At 63.0% G+C, this 15,396-nt stretch carries 14 protein-coding genes and 2 pseudogenes; 10 read left to right on the plus strand and 6 right to left on the minus strand.

Annotation, left to right across the window (positions count from 1 at the left end; translation table 11 throughout):
- Positions 1–8: 8 nt before the first annotated feature.
- Positions 9–845 (minus strand): annotated as a pseudogene (locus IVA87_RS06710) (SMP-30/gluconolactonase/LRE family protein); the annotation flags it as partial.
- Positions 746–1,414 carry a GntR family transcriptional regulator gene (locus tag IVA87_RS06715; protein WP_247303190.1) on the minus strand — a complete coding sequence of 223 codons (669 nt, stop codon included), beginning with the start codon at positions 1,412–1,414 and terminating at the stop codon, positions 746–748. The gene IVA87_RS06715 and the pseudogene IVA87_RS06710, both read right to left, overlap by 100 nt.
- Before the next feature lie 143 nt (positions 1,415–1,557).
- Between IVA87_RS06715 and IVA87_RS06720 the strand changes: the two genes are divergently transcribed.
- Genes IVA87_RS06720 through IVA87_RS06740 form a run of 5 tightly spaced genes read left to right on the plus strand, consistent with a single transcriptional unit; the run spans position 1,558 to position 5,622 of the window.
- Positions 1,558–2,574, plus strand: coding sequence for a TRAP transporter substrate-binding protein (locus tag IVA87_RS06720; RefSeq protein WP_247333047.1), 1,017 nt, complete (start codon positions 1,558–1,560; stop codon positions 2,572–2,574).
- A 20-nt stretch (positions 2,575–2,594) separates the two neighbouring features.
- Positions 2,595–3,110, plus strand: a complete 516-nt coding sequence (locus IVA87_RS06725; RefSeq protein WP_247303188.1) for a TRAP transporter small permease — start codon at positions 2,595–2,597, stop codon at positions 3,108–3,110.
- Positions 3,111–3,144: 34 nt separating this feature from the next.
- Positions 3,145–4,425: a TRAP transporter large permease subunit gene (locus tag IVA87_RS06730; protein ID WP_247333049.1), complete on the plus strand. Its 1,281-nt coding sequence runs from the start codon at positions 3,145–3,147 to the stop codon at positions 4,423–4,425.
- Positions 4,426–4,452: 27 nt separating this feature from the next.
- Positions 4,453–4,950, plus strand: coding sequence for a type II 3-dehydroquinate dehydratase (locus IVA87_RS06735; RefSeq protein WP_247303186.1), 498 nt, complete (start codon positions 4,453–4,455; stop codon positions 4,948–4,950).
- Positions 4,951–4,965: 15 nt separating this feature from the next.
- The gene (locus IVA87_RS06740; RefSeq protein WP_247303185.1) at positions 4,966–5,622 is read left to right on the plus strand and encodes a hypothetical protein; all 657 of its coding nucleotides are present in this window, start codon (positions 4,966–4,968) and stop codon (positions 5,620–5,622) included.
- A 185-nt stretch (positions 5,623–5,807) separates the two neighbouring features.
- Here IVA87_RS06740 and IVA87_RS35290 read toward each other — a convergent pair.
- Positions 5,808–6,694 (minus strand): annotated as a pseudogene (locus IVA87_RS35290) (hypothetical protein).
- A 280-nt stretch (positions 6,695–6,974) separates the two neighbouring features.
- Between IVA87_RS35290 and groES the strand changes: the two are divergent.
- The 3 genes from groES (at position 6,975) to IVA87_RS06765 (ending at position 9,369) form a co-directional block, all read left to right on the plus strand.
- Entirely contained in the window at positions 6,975–7,289 is a 315-nt protein-coding gene (gene groES / locus IVA87_RS06755; RefSeq protein WP_247279209.1) for a co-chaperone GroES, read from the plus strand.
- Positions 7,290–7,325: 36 nt separating this feature from the next.
- Complete coding sequence (groL, locus tag IVA87_RS06760) at positions 7,326–8,945, plus strand: chaperonin GroEL (protein ID WP_247303182.1); 1,620 nt, start codon at positions 7,326–7,328, stop codon at positions 8,943–8,945.
- Positions 8,946–9,033: 88 nt separating this feature from the next.
- On the plus strand, positions 9,034–9,369 hold the full coding sequence (locus tag IVA87_RS06765; protein ID WP_247333053.1) for a hypothetical protein: 336 nt from the start codon (positions 9,034–9,036) through the stop codon (positions 9,367–9,369).
- A 347-nt stretch (positions 9,370–9,716) separates the two neighbouring features.
- Here the strand turns inward: IVA87_RS06765 and rpoH are convergent, their stop codons facing one another.
- The gene (gene rpoH, locus IVA87_RS06770) at positions 9,717–10,604 is read right to left on the minus strand and encodes an RNA polymerase sigma factor RpoH (RefSeq protein WP_247303180.1); all 888 of its coding nucleotides are present in this window, start codon (positions 10,602–10,604) and stop codon (positions 9,717–9,719) included.
- 465 nt (positions 10,605–11,069) lie between these two features.
- Between rpoH and IVA87_RS06775 the strand changes: the two genes are divergently transcribed.
- A complete protein-coding gene (locus IVA87_RS06775; RefSeq protein WP_247303179.1) occupies positions 11,070–11,303 on the plus strand; it encodes a hypothetical protein in 234 nt (77 codons plus the stop codon).
- Between the two features lie 20 nt (positions 11,304–11,323).
- Here the strand turns inward: IVA87_RS06775 and ftsH are convergent, their stop codons facing one another.
- The gene (gene ftsH, locus IVA87_RS06780) at positions 11,324–13,165 is read right to left on the minus strand and encodes an ATP-dependent zinc metalloprotease FtsH (RefSeq protein WP_247303178.1); all 1,842 of its coding nucleotides are present in this window, start codon (positions 13,163–13,165) and stop codon (positions 11,324–11,326) included.
- A gap of 245 nt (positions 13,166–13,410) precedes the next feature.
- Complete coding sequence (locus IVA87_RS06785) at positions 13,411–13,686, minus strand: hypothetical protein (protein ID WP_247303177.1); 276 nt, start codon at positions 13,684–13,686, stop codon at positions 13,411–13,413.
- A 248-nt stretch (positions 13,687–13,934) separates the two neighbouring features.
- Here IVA87_RS06785 and IVA87_RS06790 point away from each other — a divergent pair, with 248 nt between their 5' ends.
- A complete protein-coding gene (locus tag IVA87_RS06790; RefSeq protein ID WP_247303176.1) occupies positions 13,935–15,122 on the plus strand; it encodes a CoA transferase in 1,188 nt (395 codons plus the stop codon).
- Positions 15,123–15,396: the final 274 nt, after the last annotated feature.

Genomic DNA, 15,396 nt, shown 5'->3' on the forward strand with positions numbered 1-15,396 from the left:
CATGTCGGATTGGTCACGGGGAGGGGAATGATCGTGTCGATCCGGCCGTCCGGCCGATAGCGCACGATCCGGCCGCCGGAGAAGAACGCGGTCCAGAGCCCGCCATTGACGTCGACGCAGGCGCCGTCCGGTCGCTCTTTCGAGGCGGTATAGTCTGCGAACAGTCTTCTGTTGCCGATCACGCCATCATCAAGGTCGAAGTCGAACTGCCAGGTGCAGTATCGCCGCGTATCGGTGAAGTAGAGCGTGCGATTGTCCGGCGAAAACGCAACTCCGTTGCTGACGATGACGCCCGCGAACATCGGCGTGGCTGCACTGCCGTCGACGCGATAGAGCGAGCCGTTCGGCCGGTGCAGATCATTGTCCATCGTCCCGATCCACAGGCGGCCGCGCGCATCGACCCGTCCGTCGTTGAGCCGATTGTCGCGTCCCGTCTCGACTTCGCAGAAGCGGCTCGATCGCCGGCTTGCAGCATCGTAGCGAAACAGCCCCAGATCCTGCGCGAGGATGTGCGAGCCGTCCGACACCAGCGCCTGGCTTCCGAGAAACCGGCAATTGTGGCGAGTTGTCCGGTGAGCACCGGTCGACGGATCGAACGATTGATGAAGCTGGCGGTCGATATCGATCCACCACAGCTTGTTTAAGCGGCTGCACCACAAGGGCGTCTCGCCCAGCACGTCGCCGGCCGGCACCGCGGTTTGCACCTTGTCGGCAGCGATGATCCTCGCCGTCACCGTGCGCTCCTTCAGCGCAGCGCGCTGTTGGCGAGCGCATCGGCAACACAGTTGTTGACATGCGCGCAGAGCACCTTCTGCGCCGTCTCGGCGTCGCGCTTCAGCGCGCATTCCAGCAGTGCCCTGTGCTGCTCGGCCGGCTCGGCGCCACGATAGCGGAAAGCCACCATCTGGTAGCGGAAGTATTTGTCGAAGACGAGGCTGTGCGTTTCCATCAGCAGGCGCGACCCGCAATTCGAGATCAGCGCCTGGTGAAACTCGCCATCATAGCGCTTCCATTGCTCCGGCTCGCCGATCCCCGAGTCCATCAGCCGCTCCGTCGAGGCGAGCTTGTGATGGGCCGAGACGATGCGTCCCTCCCATTCGACGTCGGCGCTGGCGAAAGAGATCGCCATGGCGTGCGACTCCAGCAAAAGCCGCAAGCCGGCGAGCTCGCGCAGATTATCGGCGGACACCCCGGCAACTTCGAAGCCGCGCTTGCCTTCTGCGGCCACGAAGCCTTCCGCCGCCAGCCGGCTCAGGATCTCGCGCAGCGTGCTGACGCTCACGCCATAGCTCTCGCGCAGCGCTTCGAGCCTGAGCCGATGGGCTGGCTTCAGCCGTCCGAAAACGATGTCAGCTCGGATTCTGCGATAGCAGTCCTCGCCGATCGCTGATTCCTCTTTATCAATCAAGGGCATCGTCCGGTCTCCCATGCAAATATATGATAATTCGAAATTCATATGATGAAAGTGATTTCATACTTTGACTCCGATAATACCCTATGTTTATGCTCCCCAATAAGCCGCGGCCTCAGATCGCGGCGTGATCGAGGGAGGTGGGCATGCAGAGGAAAATGCTGGGCTGGGCCGTCATCGCGGTGGGGGCAGTTCTCGCCGTGCTACCTGCGGTTGCGCAGGTGCAGGAGCGGACGATGCGCTGGGGGCACCTCAACAACACCGACCACCCCGTCAGCCTCGGCGTGCAGAAATTTGCCGAGGTCCTGGCCGCCAAGAGCGGGGGCAAGCTGAAGATTCGCGAATTTGCCGCGTCCCAGCTCGGAAACGAATTGCAGCAGCAATCGGCCGTCCGCGGCGGCACCCAGGAAATCTTCTCGGCGTCGACCACCTCGCTCGCCAGCGTCGTCAAGGATCTTGGCCTGTTCGATTTCCCCTTCAGCGTCGCCACCTTCGACCAGGCGACCGCACTTGCCGATGGACCGTTCGGCAAGACGATGATGGACCTCCTGCCCGAGAAGGACCTGATCGCGCTCGGCTATTGGGGGCTGGGCTTCCGCAACGTCACCAACAGCAGAGGGCCGGTGGCGAAGCTCGAAGATCTCGCCGGCCTGAAGCTGCGTGTGATTCCGAACCCGGTCTATTTGGAGACCTTCAAGGCCTTCAAGGCCAACCCGGTGCCGATGGCGTTCGGCGAGCTCTACACCGCCCTCGAGAACAAGACGGTCGACGGTCAGGAAAATCCCTACAGCGTCATCCTGTCCAACAAATTCTACGAGGTGCAGAAATACGTCTCGGCGACCAACCACACGTTCACCCAGAACATCATCATCGTGAGCAAGAAGTTCTGGGACAAGCTCTCGCCCGAGGAGCAGAAGATGTTCCGCGACACCTACGCGGAGACGGTCCAGTATCAGCGCGAGCAGACCAAACTCGCCGCCGATCGGGCGCTCGGCGAGCTGAAGGCCAAGGGCATGCAGTTCAACGAGATCGCGCCGGCGGAATATGCGCGGATGCAGGAGGCGGTGAAGCCCGTCATCGAGAAGTTCTCCAGCGAATACGATCCGGGCAAGGTGAAGCTCTTCAACGCCGAGCTCGCGCGCATTCGCAGCGCGATCAAGTGACGAGGCGGTAGGTAAAGCGAATGGCAAAGGTCCTCGACGCTTATTGCGAGGTGTTGAAGGCAGCGGTCGCCGTTTGCCTTGCTGCGATGGTCGTGCTCGTTTTCAGCAACGTGGTGCTGCGCTACATCTTCAATTCGGGTATCGCGGTATCCGAGGAGCTGTCGCGCTGGCTCCTGGTGTGGCTGACCTTTCTCGGCGCCATCGTCGCACTGCGCCAGCACGCACATCTCGGCGTCGATACGCTCGTGCGTGCGCTGCCGCCGCGAGGCAGGATTCTCTGCTTCGTGGTCAGCTACCTCCTGATGCTCTATGCCGATTGGCTGCTGACGCTCGGAAGCTGGAAGCAAGCCGTTCTGACCTTCGGCGACACCGCGCCGGCGTCGGGTATCTCGGTCGGGCTTTTCTTCTACTCGTCCGGGCTCGTCTTCGGCGTCTCGGCGGCCACCATTCTCGCTTACGATCTCTTCCAGGTCGTCACCGGCGCGGCGAGCGGCGAAGACCTCATTGCCGTGAAGGAAAGCGACGGGCACAGCTGAGCTCCGCAAGCCCTGTTCTCGGCCGGATTGCACCATGACGATTGTCGTCTTCACAGTCTCGCTCCTCGGCGCCGTGGCGCTGGGCATGCCGATCGCGTTTGCGCTGATCGTCTGCGGCATCGCCTTGATGCACTTCCTCGACATATTCGACTCCCAGATCGTCGCGCAGAACATCATCAACGGCGCTGACAGTTTCCCGCTGATGGCGGTACCGTTCTTCATGCTTGCCGGCGAAATCATGAACAAGGGCGGGCTTGCCAGGCGAATCGTGGACATCGCGTTCGCGGTCGTCGGCCACGTGCGGGGCGGGCTCGGCTATGTCGCGATCCTGGCATCCTGCGCGCTCGCCTCGCTGTCCGGATCGGCGGCGGCGGATGCTGCGGCGCTGGCCGCCCTGCTGGTCCCGATGATGGTCGCGGCAGGCCACAAGAAGATGTACGCGGCCGGGCTGGTCGCGGCGGGAGGGATCATCGCACCTGTCATCCCACCGAGCATCGGCTTCGTCTTGTTCGGTGTCGCCGGCGGCGTGTCGATCTCGAAGCTGTTTCTCGCCGGCATCGTGCCCGGGCTGCTGCTCGGCCTCGGCCTTTGTGTTGCGTGGTGGTGGGTCGCCCGTGACGAGAACATCGAAAGCCCGCCGCGCAAGTCCTTTCGTGAGATAGCGAAAGCGGTGTCCGACGGATTTTGGGCGCTGATGCTGCCGGTCATCATCGTCGTCGGTTTGCGTTTCGGCATTTTCACGCCGACCGAAGCGGCAGTCGTGGTGGCGGTCTATGCGTTATTCGTCGCCACCTGCATCTACCGGGAGCTGAAGCTCTCGCAGCTCTACGAGGTGATGGTCTCGGCGGCGCTCAGCACAAGCATCGTGATGTTTCTGGTCGCGGCAGCGCTGGTCTCGTCCTGGCTCATCACGGTAGCCGAGATCGCGACCCAGGTCGTCGATCTCGTGCACCCGTTCATGGGCAGCCCGACGCTGTTGATGCTCGCGATCATGATCCTCGTCGTCATCGTCGGCACCGCGCTCGATATGGCGCCGACTATCCTGATCCTGACGCCGATCCTCATGCCGATCGTCAAGCAGGCCGGGATCGATCCAGTCTATTTTGGCGTGCTGTTCATCATCAACAATGCGATCGGCCTGATAACGCCGCCAGTGGGCGTCGTGCTGAACGTCGTCTGCGGCGTCTCGCGGATCAGCATGGAGGACGTCATCAAGGGCGTCTGGCCCTTCCTGATCGCGCAACTCGCCGTGTTGCTTCTGATGGTGCTTTTCCCCCAATTGGTCACGGAGCCGGCAAAATGGTTCGGTGGCTAGTCACATCCTGTCGAAAGGAGCGGCCCCATGGCCACCCGGATCATGATCCTGAACGGCCCCAATCTCAATTTCCTCGGCATCAGGGAGCCACACATCTATGGCTCAACGACGCTTGGCGAAATCGAGGCAAGCTGCCTGGAGCTCGCCGGGCTCCTTGATGTCTCGCTGTCGTTTCATCAATCGAATATCGAAGGTGAGCTCGTCGGCCTGATCCAATCGGCTCGTGGCAACGCGGATGCGATTATCATGAACCCGGCGGCGTTCTCGTTCACTTCGATTGCTTTGATCGATGCCTTGAAGATCTTCGATGGCCCCACGATCGAAGTGCACATCTCCAACATTCACGCCCGCGATGAGCTGCACCGGCATTCGATCACGTCCAGCGCGTCGACGGCCGTGATCTGCGGGCTTGGTCCTTACGGCTATATCGCCGCCATTCTGGCGGCCGTTCAGCGGCTCGGACGATTGCCCGATGGCGTTGTTCCGGCTGCATTGCACGGCTTGAAGCCGAGGAGCAAGGCGTAGAGCAGGGAGGAGCGGATGCGCGGCGCGGGATTTCTGGCAATCTGGAGCGATATCGCGTCTGAGGACCTGACAGATTATCGGCATTGGCTGACCCGCGAGCATACGACGGAACGTGTGACGACGCGGGGCTTTCTCGCCTGCCGTGTCTTCCGCGCGTTGCGCGCCGATATCAACCGCTTCTTCATCTTGTACGAGCTCGAAACGCCTGACGTCCTGGACGGTCCGGCCTATCTGGCGCGCCTCAATTCACCGACGCCCTGGTCGCGGCGCATCATGCCCCGGCTGGGCAATTTCGTTCGCGGCGGGGGCAATGTGACAGTTCGCGCCGGACGCGGCGAAGGCGGCACCGCGATGGTGCTGCGGATCGACCGGCCTCCGGACGATCCGGCAGGGTTTGCCAATGCCATTGCCGGTTGCGACGACGTGGTCGCCGTTCAGATCGGTGCGACGGATCAGGATCGGACCTCAGTTCCGACGGTCGAAAAGGGTATGCGGACGAGCGAAGGCATTTTTGCCGGCCTGCTGATGGTCGAGGCTCTCGACGAGACGGCGCTCCAGGCCGCTTGGCACAAGGCCGCCGAACTGGCGCCTGATGTCGTTGGCCGCCTTGGGAATCCGGAAATTTACCAAGGCATTTTCGCACTCGATGCGCGTATCGCGGATTTCAGCTGATGCGGTCGAGCGGGCGTTCGCAACCAACGGCCTGACACCAGGATGGATAGGCGATGGCGCGCGCGTGGTGTCTCCTTCAGGAGAGGTGGCGATCGGCGCGCGCAGCGGCGTGATTCTGTCCTTGCCGCAACGGTACGCCTGCTGCGCAGGCGCTACGCCGTGGGCAATGATGCGGCAGGCTTAGCCTATCCCTCATACTGATCCGGCCCCATCGCCCAGGCCGCCTCGTCATGTCCGTAAGCATAGTTCCGGTTGGTCAGCGCCGGGTTGCGATTCACCATCGGCCGCATGAACATCGGGTGGGTCGCGCTGCGCACCTCGTGCTCGACGGTGAAGAGGCGCTTGCCGCTATCGAGGTCGACGATGTCGCAAAACCGGTACTGGTATTGATTGTCCTCGCGGGAAATCAGATCGCGGGCCAGGAGCTTGCGATAGGGACCGGAGAAGTCGGTGATGTAGAACTGGACATGGTGGCCGTCATAGTCCGGCTGCGGCCGATCGGTCTCGCGGAACAACAGGTGCTGGTCGCGGCCCGTCTTCACCGCGGCCACCTTGCCCTCGCCGTTTCGCAAGTCGGCGGGCATGCCCAGGACTTCAGGATAGAACGCGCAGATGCCGGTTGCCGATCCCACCGGCACGTCGAACTCGACATAGGGAATCCCGAGCGCGATGCGCCCGAAGCGCGCGGCGTCGGGCTCGTAGCAGCGCAAGCGGTTGCCCCATGGACAAACCGCCTCGACATGGTCGTTGCGCTCGGCGAAGGTGAACGCGGTGCCCTCTAGCTTTTTGGCGACCGAAGCCAGCCGCGCGAGCAGCGCCTCCGGCCGGCAATGACCAGCCCGACATGGCCGCGCAGCACCTGCGGCCTGCCGCTCGGCAAATGAAACTGGCTCCGTCCGGCGTTGATCCACATGTTGGTGTCCGACACCATCAGATAGGGATCGCGGGTCAGCCCGAGTCCTGCCACGTAGAACAGGGTGGCGAGGCGCTGATCGGGGACCTGGATGTTGACGTGCTCGAAATGGATCGCGTTGCCGAGATCTTCCTTGGAGCGATCGAATGGCTGCGGCATGGATGGGGGCACTGGCTGGGGCACGGAGTTCATATTAGAGCAAACTTCTCCGCCAGTCGAAATTGTTCGCGCACGGGCATCATGTCCATTGCCAAGCCTTGCTGGGGTCGCCAGTCGCTGCAGGCCGCACCGTGCGAGCAGGCGCCGGCGTGTGACGGGGGAAAAATTTTTGCGGAGCCCCCTTGAACAAAGATCGCTTTGTTCCTAGGTCGTTTGCCGCCCGGGGGCCGGTTCCGGACCCGGATTTTGGACATCGCTGAACCTAGCAAGGAGGATGTGCATGCATTTCCGCCCGTTGCACGACCGTGTGCTCGTGCGCCGCATCGATGCCGAGGAGAAGACCGCCGGCGGCATCATCATTCCCGACACCGCCAAGGAGAAGCCGCAGCAGGGCGAGATCATCGCCGCTGGGCCGGGGGCGCGTAACGAGCAAGGCCAGCTCGTGCCGCTCGACGTCAAGGTCGGTGACCGGGTGCTGTTCGGCAAATGGTCGGGCACCGAGGTCAAGATCGACGGCGAGGAGCTCTTGATCATGAAGGAAAGCGATCTTCTCGGCGTGGTCGAACAGGCCGGCACGCTGAAGAAGGCGGCGTAACACTGACAGTCATCGAACGGAAAGGAGTTTGCAAAAATGGCTGCCAAGGACGTGAAGTTCGCGACCGAGGCCCGCGAGCGCATGCTGCGGGGCGTCGATACACTGGCGAATGCGGTGAAGGTCACGCTCGGTCCAAAGGGACGCAACGTCGTCATCGAAAAGTCGTTCGGTGCGCCGCGCATCACCAAGGATGGCGTCACCGTCGCCAAGGAGATCGAACTGGAGGACAAGTTCGAGAATATGGGCGCACAGATGGTGCGCGAGGTCGCGTCAAAGACCAATGATCTTGCCGGAGACGGCACCACGACGGCGACTGTGCTGGCGCAGGCCATCGTCAAGGAGGGTGCCAAAGCAGTCGCCGCCGGGATGAACCCGATGGATCTCAAGCGCGGCATCGACCTTGCCGTGGATGCCATCGTGACGGACCTCAAATCGCACGCCAAGAAGGTTACCTCCAACGACGAGATTGCCCAGGTCGGCACCATTTCCGCCAATGGCGATACCGAGATCGGGCGCTTCCTGGCCGAGGCCATGCAGAAGGTCGGCAATGAGGGCGTGATCACGGTCGAAGAAGCCAAGAGCCTCCACACCGAGCTCGAGGTGGTCGAGGGCATGCAGTTCGATCGCGGCTACGTCTCGCCCTACTTTGTCACCAATCCGGAGAAGATGCGGGTCGAGCTCGAAGACCCCTATGTGCTGATCCACGAGAAGAAGCTGTCGGGCCTGCAGACGATGCTGCCGCTGCTCGAACAGGTCGTGCAATCGGGCAAGCCGCTGCTGATCATCGCAGAGGAGGTCGAGGGCGAGGCGCTGGCGACATTGGTCGTCAACCGTCTGCGCGGCGGTCTGAAGGTTGCCGCCGTCAAGGCGCCGGGCTTTGGCGACCGCCGCAAGGCGATGCTGGAGGACATCGCGATCCTCACCGGCGGCACCGTGATCTCCGAAGATCTCGGCATCAAGCTGGAGAACGTCTCGGTGAAGATGCTGGGCCGCGCCAAGAAGGTCGTCATTGACAAGGAGAACACCACGATCGTCGACGGGGCCGGCGCCAAGAAGGACATCGAGGCGAGAAGCCAGCAGATCAGGACCCAGATCGAGGAAACCACCTCGGATTACGACCGCGAGAAGCTCCAGGAGCGGCTGGCCAAACTCGCCGGCGGCGTCGCGGTGATCCGCGTCGGCGGCGCGACCGAGGTCGAGGTGAAGGAACGCAAGGACCGCGTCGACGACGCGCTGCATGCGACCCGGGCCGCGGTCGAGGAGGGCATTCTGCCTGGCGGCGGCGTGGCCCTGCTGCGCTCCCTCAAGGCGCTCGAGGGCGTCAACACCGCCAATGCCGACCAGAAGGCCGGCGTGGATATCGTGCGTCGCGCAATCCAGGTGCCGGCTCGTCAGATCGTGCAGAATGCAGGCGAGGACGGCTCCGTCATCGTCGGCAAGCTCCTCGAGAACCAGACCTACACTTGGGGCTTCAATGCGGCGACCGGCGAGTACCAGGACATGGTGCAGGCCGGCGTGATCGATCCTGCCAAGGTGGTGCGCACGGCCCTGCAGGACGCGGCCTCGGTTGCTTCGCTGCTCATCACGACCGAAGCGCTGGTCGCCGACCAGCCGAAGAAGACGGAAGCGGCAAGCGCTCCCGCGATGGACTTCTGAGACGAGCGAGCCCGGCCCAGCGGCCGGGCTCGTTCTCCATGAGCTGTCACGATCGATTGAATCTGTTTTCGAACGATAGGAGGATGAGATGATCAAGGATCGTACGTTCTCCGCTCGCGCGGAGAACGCCCGAACAATGCTGCGGCACCTCGCCGCGCTGGCCGTTGGTGCCGGCCTTTCCCTCGTGCCCTTTGCGGCCTACGGCGCCGAAAGTCCCGGTTCTGTCAGGAACGCGCCAGACAGTTTCGAACAGCTCGCGTTGCCGCCGATCCTGTACCTGGACACGATGCCCTGGCAGAATTGGGAGCGGGCCAATGCAACCATGAAGGTGGATACATTGCTGTCGCCGGTCCTGGGACCATCAGGCATCCGGCTCGATCTCGCGCCGCCGGATCGGGTCCGAACACAGCCTGCCATGAGCTGACAGCGGAGCGGCCGGCCGGCCGCTCCGGACGTCACGCGGCCGCTCACTGCCGCGAACCGAAAGGAGGATGATCAGAGATGAGAGGCGTTATCGCTGCCATTGCCTTGTTGGGGATGCTCAATGCGCTTCAGGCCAAAGAGGCGGACTCTCCGCGCGCAGAGGCGCGGATTTCGGCCGAGCCCGCCCGGCAGCTCGCTACCAGTTCCGTTGCAACGTCTCGGAGCAATGCTGAAAAAGTGCGCCAGAATGGGCGCAGAAGCGCTGACTTTTCTGCGGAACGTATCGTCCCCGACATCTGCAGAGGATGCTGATCGGCCTTGGCCGATCAGCATCCGTTTCGCGCTCATCTAATGTATCGCAAGGGTCGGATCGGCCAGGGCCGCGCAGACCTTCGCCTTGATCCGTTGCAACGCGCGCTGCTCGATCTGGCGGATTCGCTCGCGCGAGATGCCGAACTTGCCGGCGAGCGCGTCCAACGTCTTGTGCGGCTCGTCCAAAAATCGTGCTTCGATGATGCTGCGCTCCCGTGGCGACAGGGCAGCAATGGCGTCCGTGAGGGCAGCTTTCTTTCGTTCACGATCGGCTGCTTCCAGCAGCAGACTTTCAGGATCGGGGGAGGGATCCACGAGACGATCCTGCCATTCATCGCCTTCTGTCTCGACGCTGAGCGGCACGTTGAGCGAGATGTCGCCGCGCAACCTGCCATTCATCTCGACCACGTCGTCCTCCTTCACCTCGAGACTATCGGCGATATATCTGAGCTGGTCGGCGCGCAGATCGCCATCCTCGGCCATGCCAAGCCTGCGCTTCAGCTTGCGGAGATTGAAGAAAAGCTTCTTCTGCGCCGCGGTGGTGCCCAGCTTGACCAGCGACCATGATCTCAGGATGAATTCCTGCACTGATGCCCTGATCCACCAGGAGGCATAAGTCGCAAGCCGGAAGCCTTTCTCCGGATCGAACCGCTTGACGGCGAGCATCAGTCCGACGTTAGCCTCCGAGATGAGGTCGGCGATTGCCAAGCCGTAGCGGCGATGCTGCAGCGCAATCTTGGCTGCCAGCCGCAGGTGGCTCGTCACCAGCCGATAGGCCGCGTCACGATCGCCGCAATCGCGCAAGCGCCGGGCGTATTCGGCTTCTTCCGACGCTTCGAGCAGCGGAAATCGATGGATCTCCTTTAGGTAGCGGGATAGCCCGCCTTCGGAATGGATCGCGGGAAGTGATGAGGCAAGTAACATCGCGCACCCCCCCTCACGAACATCGTTCGCGCCGATCGGGGGCGCGCTGCTGATCAATGTGGGAGTGGCGAAGAAGCGCCGAAAGCGGCAGAGCTGGGAGCGCGGCGATTTTGGCGGGCCGCGCGGTCGTAGCGCAGGCAGGTTTCATGTCCAAATCCTCAATCGAGCAAGATGGTCAGAATCACCACCAGCCTCACTCGCTGAGCCCGAACTTGGCACCCAGACGCTCTCGGGCCGGTGGACGCATTTAGAATTTGAAAATCGGCGGAAGGTTCCGACTTGAATGTTGCATGCTGAAACTGGCAAAGGAGCGGCCTGCCCCTTCTCCGATGCAGACAGCCTCTTGAAACCTGAGGCCTTCGTTCCAATTTGGTCCACGCACGTGGTGGAGTTCTGCGAATGCCATTCGCGTGCCCGGCAGGTCGGTTGGCCCCCTTCGCCTGGTGCGCATGTCTGGTTAGTGGGATGGATGATTATCGTGATCTTGTCAGCGCGGCTCTTGCGCTGTTCTGCGCCGGCGTGATGTTGGTGGCCGGCCATCTCTTGATCGAATGGCACGCCAGGCATGCCGAGCCCGGCATAGAGATCGAGGCGCCGAAGAGCGGAGGCTCGCCTTCGCCGCTCCTCTCGAACGGCTCGCCGCCAAATGGGAAGATGATCGAATTATCAACAGAGGTCAGGCGGAAGCGGCCTACTTGAGCTGTCTTGCGCCATGAAGGTCAAATCGCACGCAGCCCCTCCTTGGGCATTTCGTGGATCAGCGCATCGATATCGCTCTGCTCCAGTGTCTCCCGTTCCAAAAGCTTCTTCGCGGCGCGGTCCAGGATCGGCCGCCGCGTGTTCAGGATGCCCTGGGTGCGCTGGAAGACTTGATCGACAATGGCTTTCACCTCGCGGTCGACTGCGGCCGCAGTTTCTTCCGCATAGTCGCGCTCGCGAACCGGATAGGGACGGTCGGCGCCGGCAAGGAAGTTGCCGGGATCGCGTTCATAGGCGACGCTGCCCAGTCTCTCGGACATGCCGTACCGCGTCACCATGCTGCGGGCGATGTCGGTCACGCGCCGCAGATCGTCGGCCGCACCGGTGGACAGGTGTCCGAACACGATCAGCTCCGCGGCGCGGCCGCCGAGCAGCACCGCCATCTTGTTCTCCAGCTCCTCCTTGGTCATCAGGAAGCGGTCTTCGATCGGTCGCTGAATGGTGTAGCCGAGCGCGCCCACACCGCGCGGGATGATCGAGACCTTGTGCACGGGATCCGTCCCCGGCAGCGACAGCGCGACGAGGGCGTGCCCCATCTCGTGATAGGCGACGATCTCGCGTTCCTTGGCGTTGAGCAGGCGATTGCGTTTTTCGAGGCCGGCGACCATGCGCTCGACCGCATTGTTGAAGTCACTCATGCTCACCGCATCAGCCGCGCGGCGCGTCGCCAGCAGCGCCGCTTCATTGACCAGATTGGCGAGGTCCGCACCCGTGAAACCCGGGGTGAGCGCGGCAACGGCGTCCGCATCGACGCCTGCCGCCAGCCGCACTTTCTTCATGTGCACCTTGAGGATCTCTATACGGCCCTTTTTGTCGGGCCGGTCGACCAGCACCTGCCGGTCGAAGCGTCCGGCGCGGAGCAAGGCGGGATCGAGGATTTCGGGCCGGTTGGTGGCGGCGAGGATGACGAGCCCGGAGCGCGAATCGAAACCGTCGAGCTCGACGAGCAGCTGGTTGAGCGTTTGCTCCTTCTCATCATGGCCGCCGGCGAAAGGGCCGATGCCGCGGGCCCGGCCAAGCGCATCGAGCTCGTCGATGAAGATGATGGCCGGCGCCTTCTCATGCGCCTGCTGGAACAGGTCCCGCACACGCGCGGCGCCGACGCCGACGAACATCTCGACGAACTCCGAACCCGAGATCGAGAAGAATGGCACTCTGGCCTCGCCGGCGACGGCCTTGGCCAGCAGGGTCTTGCCTGTGCCCGGCGGGCCGACCAGAAGCACGCCTTTCGGCATGCGGCCGCCGAGGCGGCTATAATCGGTCGGGTTCTTCAGGAAATCGACGACCTCGCGAAGCTCGTCCTTGGCTTCGTCGACCCCGGCGACGTCGGCAAAGGTGACCCCGGTATTGGACTCGACATAGACCTTGGCCTTGCTCTTGCCGATGGCCATCAATCCGCCGCCGATCCCGCCGCCTTCCGCCATGCGGCGGCCGATGTACCACCACAGGCCGAAGAACAGCAGCACGGGCATGACCCACGACAAAAGGTCGCGCAGGAACGTGCTCTCGATCTGCCCGGTGAAACGGACGTTGTATTTCTCCAGCTCCTGCGCAACGTCCTGGTCGACACGCGTGGTGACGAATTGTTTCTGGCCGCCCGGCAGCGGCTCCTTCAGCGTGCCCTGCAGGGTGCGGTCGGAGATGCCCACGCTATCGACCTTCCCCTGACGCAGGAGCTGCTGGTATTCGCTAAAGGGGATCACGGCTATCTGGTGGGCCGCGGAGATCAGGTGCTGGATCAAGAAGACCGCGAAGATTGCGGCGACAGCATACCCAAGATTGAAGCGGACATTCTTGTTCATGCGAAAGCCAGGTGCGATATTGTTGCGCAGCCGGGTAGCCTCGAGGCGCGTTTTTTAGCGCGCTCGTTTGGGCCCGGTACGCATCCGGACCTGCATCGTACCGACAGAACTTTTCCCGCCGCCATCTGTTCCTGGCAGACCAACTGCGCTCGCGGTGAGAGGTACTCGCATCCGCAGGGGCGTGTTCAGGCATGGCGACGTAAGATAGCGATAAGGCCCGGTTGCAGGCCGGGCCTTATCTCAGCTCACCAGGGATACCAATAGGGATACGCCGCCGGATAATAGCGGACGGTCCGATAGTATCGGGGTCCATAATAGACCGGCGGACCATAGACCGGCTCATAATAAACCGGCGGTGCAGTCGCGGCAGCCAATGCTCCGGTGAACAGGCCGAGCGCGACGGCCGGACCGATGCCTGGACCACCCCAGTGATGATAGCCTCGCCAGTGGGCCGAAGCCGGCGCAACCGTTCCGATGAGGAGCGTTGCTGCCGCGGCGATTGCAAGAGCAAGCTTTCTCATGTGACTTCCCTCGACTACGCGCCCGCGAAAGCGCGGGCTTCCCAATCCTCTGCATGAGTTCCGTTTTGCCGAACACGCGGCCCGGCAGCATCAAAATTTAGGATTGGCCGGGGCGAGTTCAAGTCTCGTGCTTTCTGCTCCTTTGCGGATCCGACGTTTGGTCGCACTGCCGAACGTGCTCGGCCTCCCTTTGCCGTGGCGGCCAGCCGCTGTAGTTTGGAGCGCAAATATCAGGGGGGAAGCGATCGATGGGAGGAGTTCTGCAAGGCGTCCGCGTGCTCGATTTCGGGCGCTATATCGCGGGGCCCTATTGCGCGACATTGCTGGCCGAATTCGGCGCCGAGGTCATTCGCGTCGAAAAGCGCGACGGCAGCGAGGATCGCTTCGTGGCACCGGTCGGCGAAGATGGCGAAGGCGCGCTGTTTCTCCAGATCAACCGCAACAAGAAATGCATCACGCTCGATCCGATGAAGGAGGAGGGGCAGGAGGTGATGCGCCGCCTGGTTGTCACCGCGGACGTGGTCGTCGCCAATCTGCCGCCGCAGACCCTGCGCGCGATGAAGCTCGACTACGCGTCGTTGCAGACGATCAAGCCCGACATCATTCTGACCACGGCGACCGCGTTCGGCGGGCCGGGGCCCTGGTCCGACCGGGTCGGCTTCGATGGCGTGGGGCAGGTGATGTCGGGGGCGGTGTACATGACCGGCGCAGGCGATCCGCCGTATCGGGCCGCGGTGAACTGGGTCGATTTCGGCACGGCGCTGCACTGCGCGTTCGGAACGCTTGCCGCGCTGATCGAGCGCGGCAAATCCGGGTGCGGGCAGATCGTCGAGGGCGCGCTGCTCGCAACCGCTTTGTCCTTCACCAATGCCACCTTGATCGAGCAGGCCGTCATCAACGTCAATCGCGTGCCGACCGGCAACCTCGGCCAGACCGCGGCGCCAGCCGACATCTACCGCACCAAGGACGGCTGGGTGCTGTGCCAGGTCACGGGTCAGCCGCTGTTCAAGCGCTGGGCGAGGCTGATGGGCGAGGAGGAGCTGTGGCTGAACGACCCGCGCTTTGCCGACGACATCAGCCGCGGCAACAACGGCCCCGTCATCAGCGAGCGGATGGCGCGCTGGTGCGCCGAGCGCACCACGCAGGAGGCGGTCGACACCCTGGGCCAGGCCATGATTCCGACCGGACCTGTCCTCAGCCCGCAACAGGCGCTGGACCACCCGCACATTCGCGCCGCCGGCTTCATGCAGGACGTCGACTATCCGGGCCTGCCGAAGCCGGCACCGACCGCCCGCGCCGCCGTGCGGCTGTCGGAGACGCCGGGCGAAATCGCAACGCGCCCGCCGACGCTGGGCGAGCACACCGATCTCGTCCTCACCGAGCTCGGCTACGATGGGGCCGCGATCGCGGCGCTTCGGCGAGATGGCGTCATCTAGACCATGACAGGAGGGCGCAGCCGATCCGAAGGCTGCGAGCACGCCCGCCACTGAACACTCCGCGGCGAAAAACCGGTTAGAGCGGCGCAAAGGTCTTGCAAGGAGGGAGCAAAAAAATCGATCGCGGACGCTCGCGTCCGGCGGACAAACGGAACGAGGCGGGGAGCGGCGAAGGAGCATCTTGACAGCGTGACAAGCCGGAATATTTTTCACGCCGGAAGAACCGTCTTTCGATATATCGAAATCAAGAGGACCGTGGAAAGACCGTCAGGAG

The organism is Bradyrhizobium sp. 147 (assembly GCF_023073935.1).
Classification (GTDB): domain Bacteria; phylum Pseudomonadota; class Alphaproteobacteria; order Rhizobiales; family Xanthobacteraceae; genus Bradyrhizobium.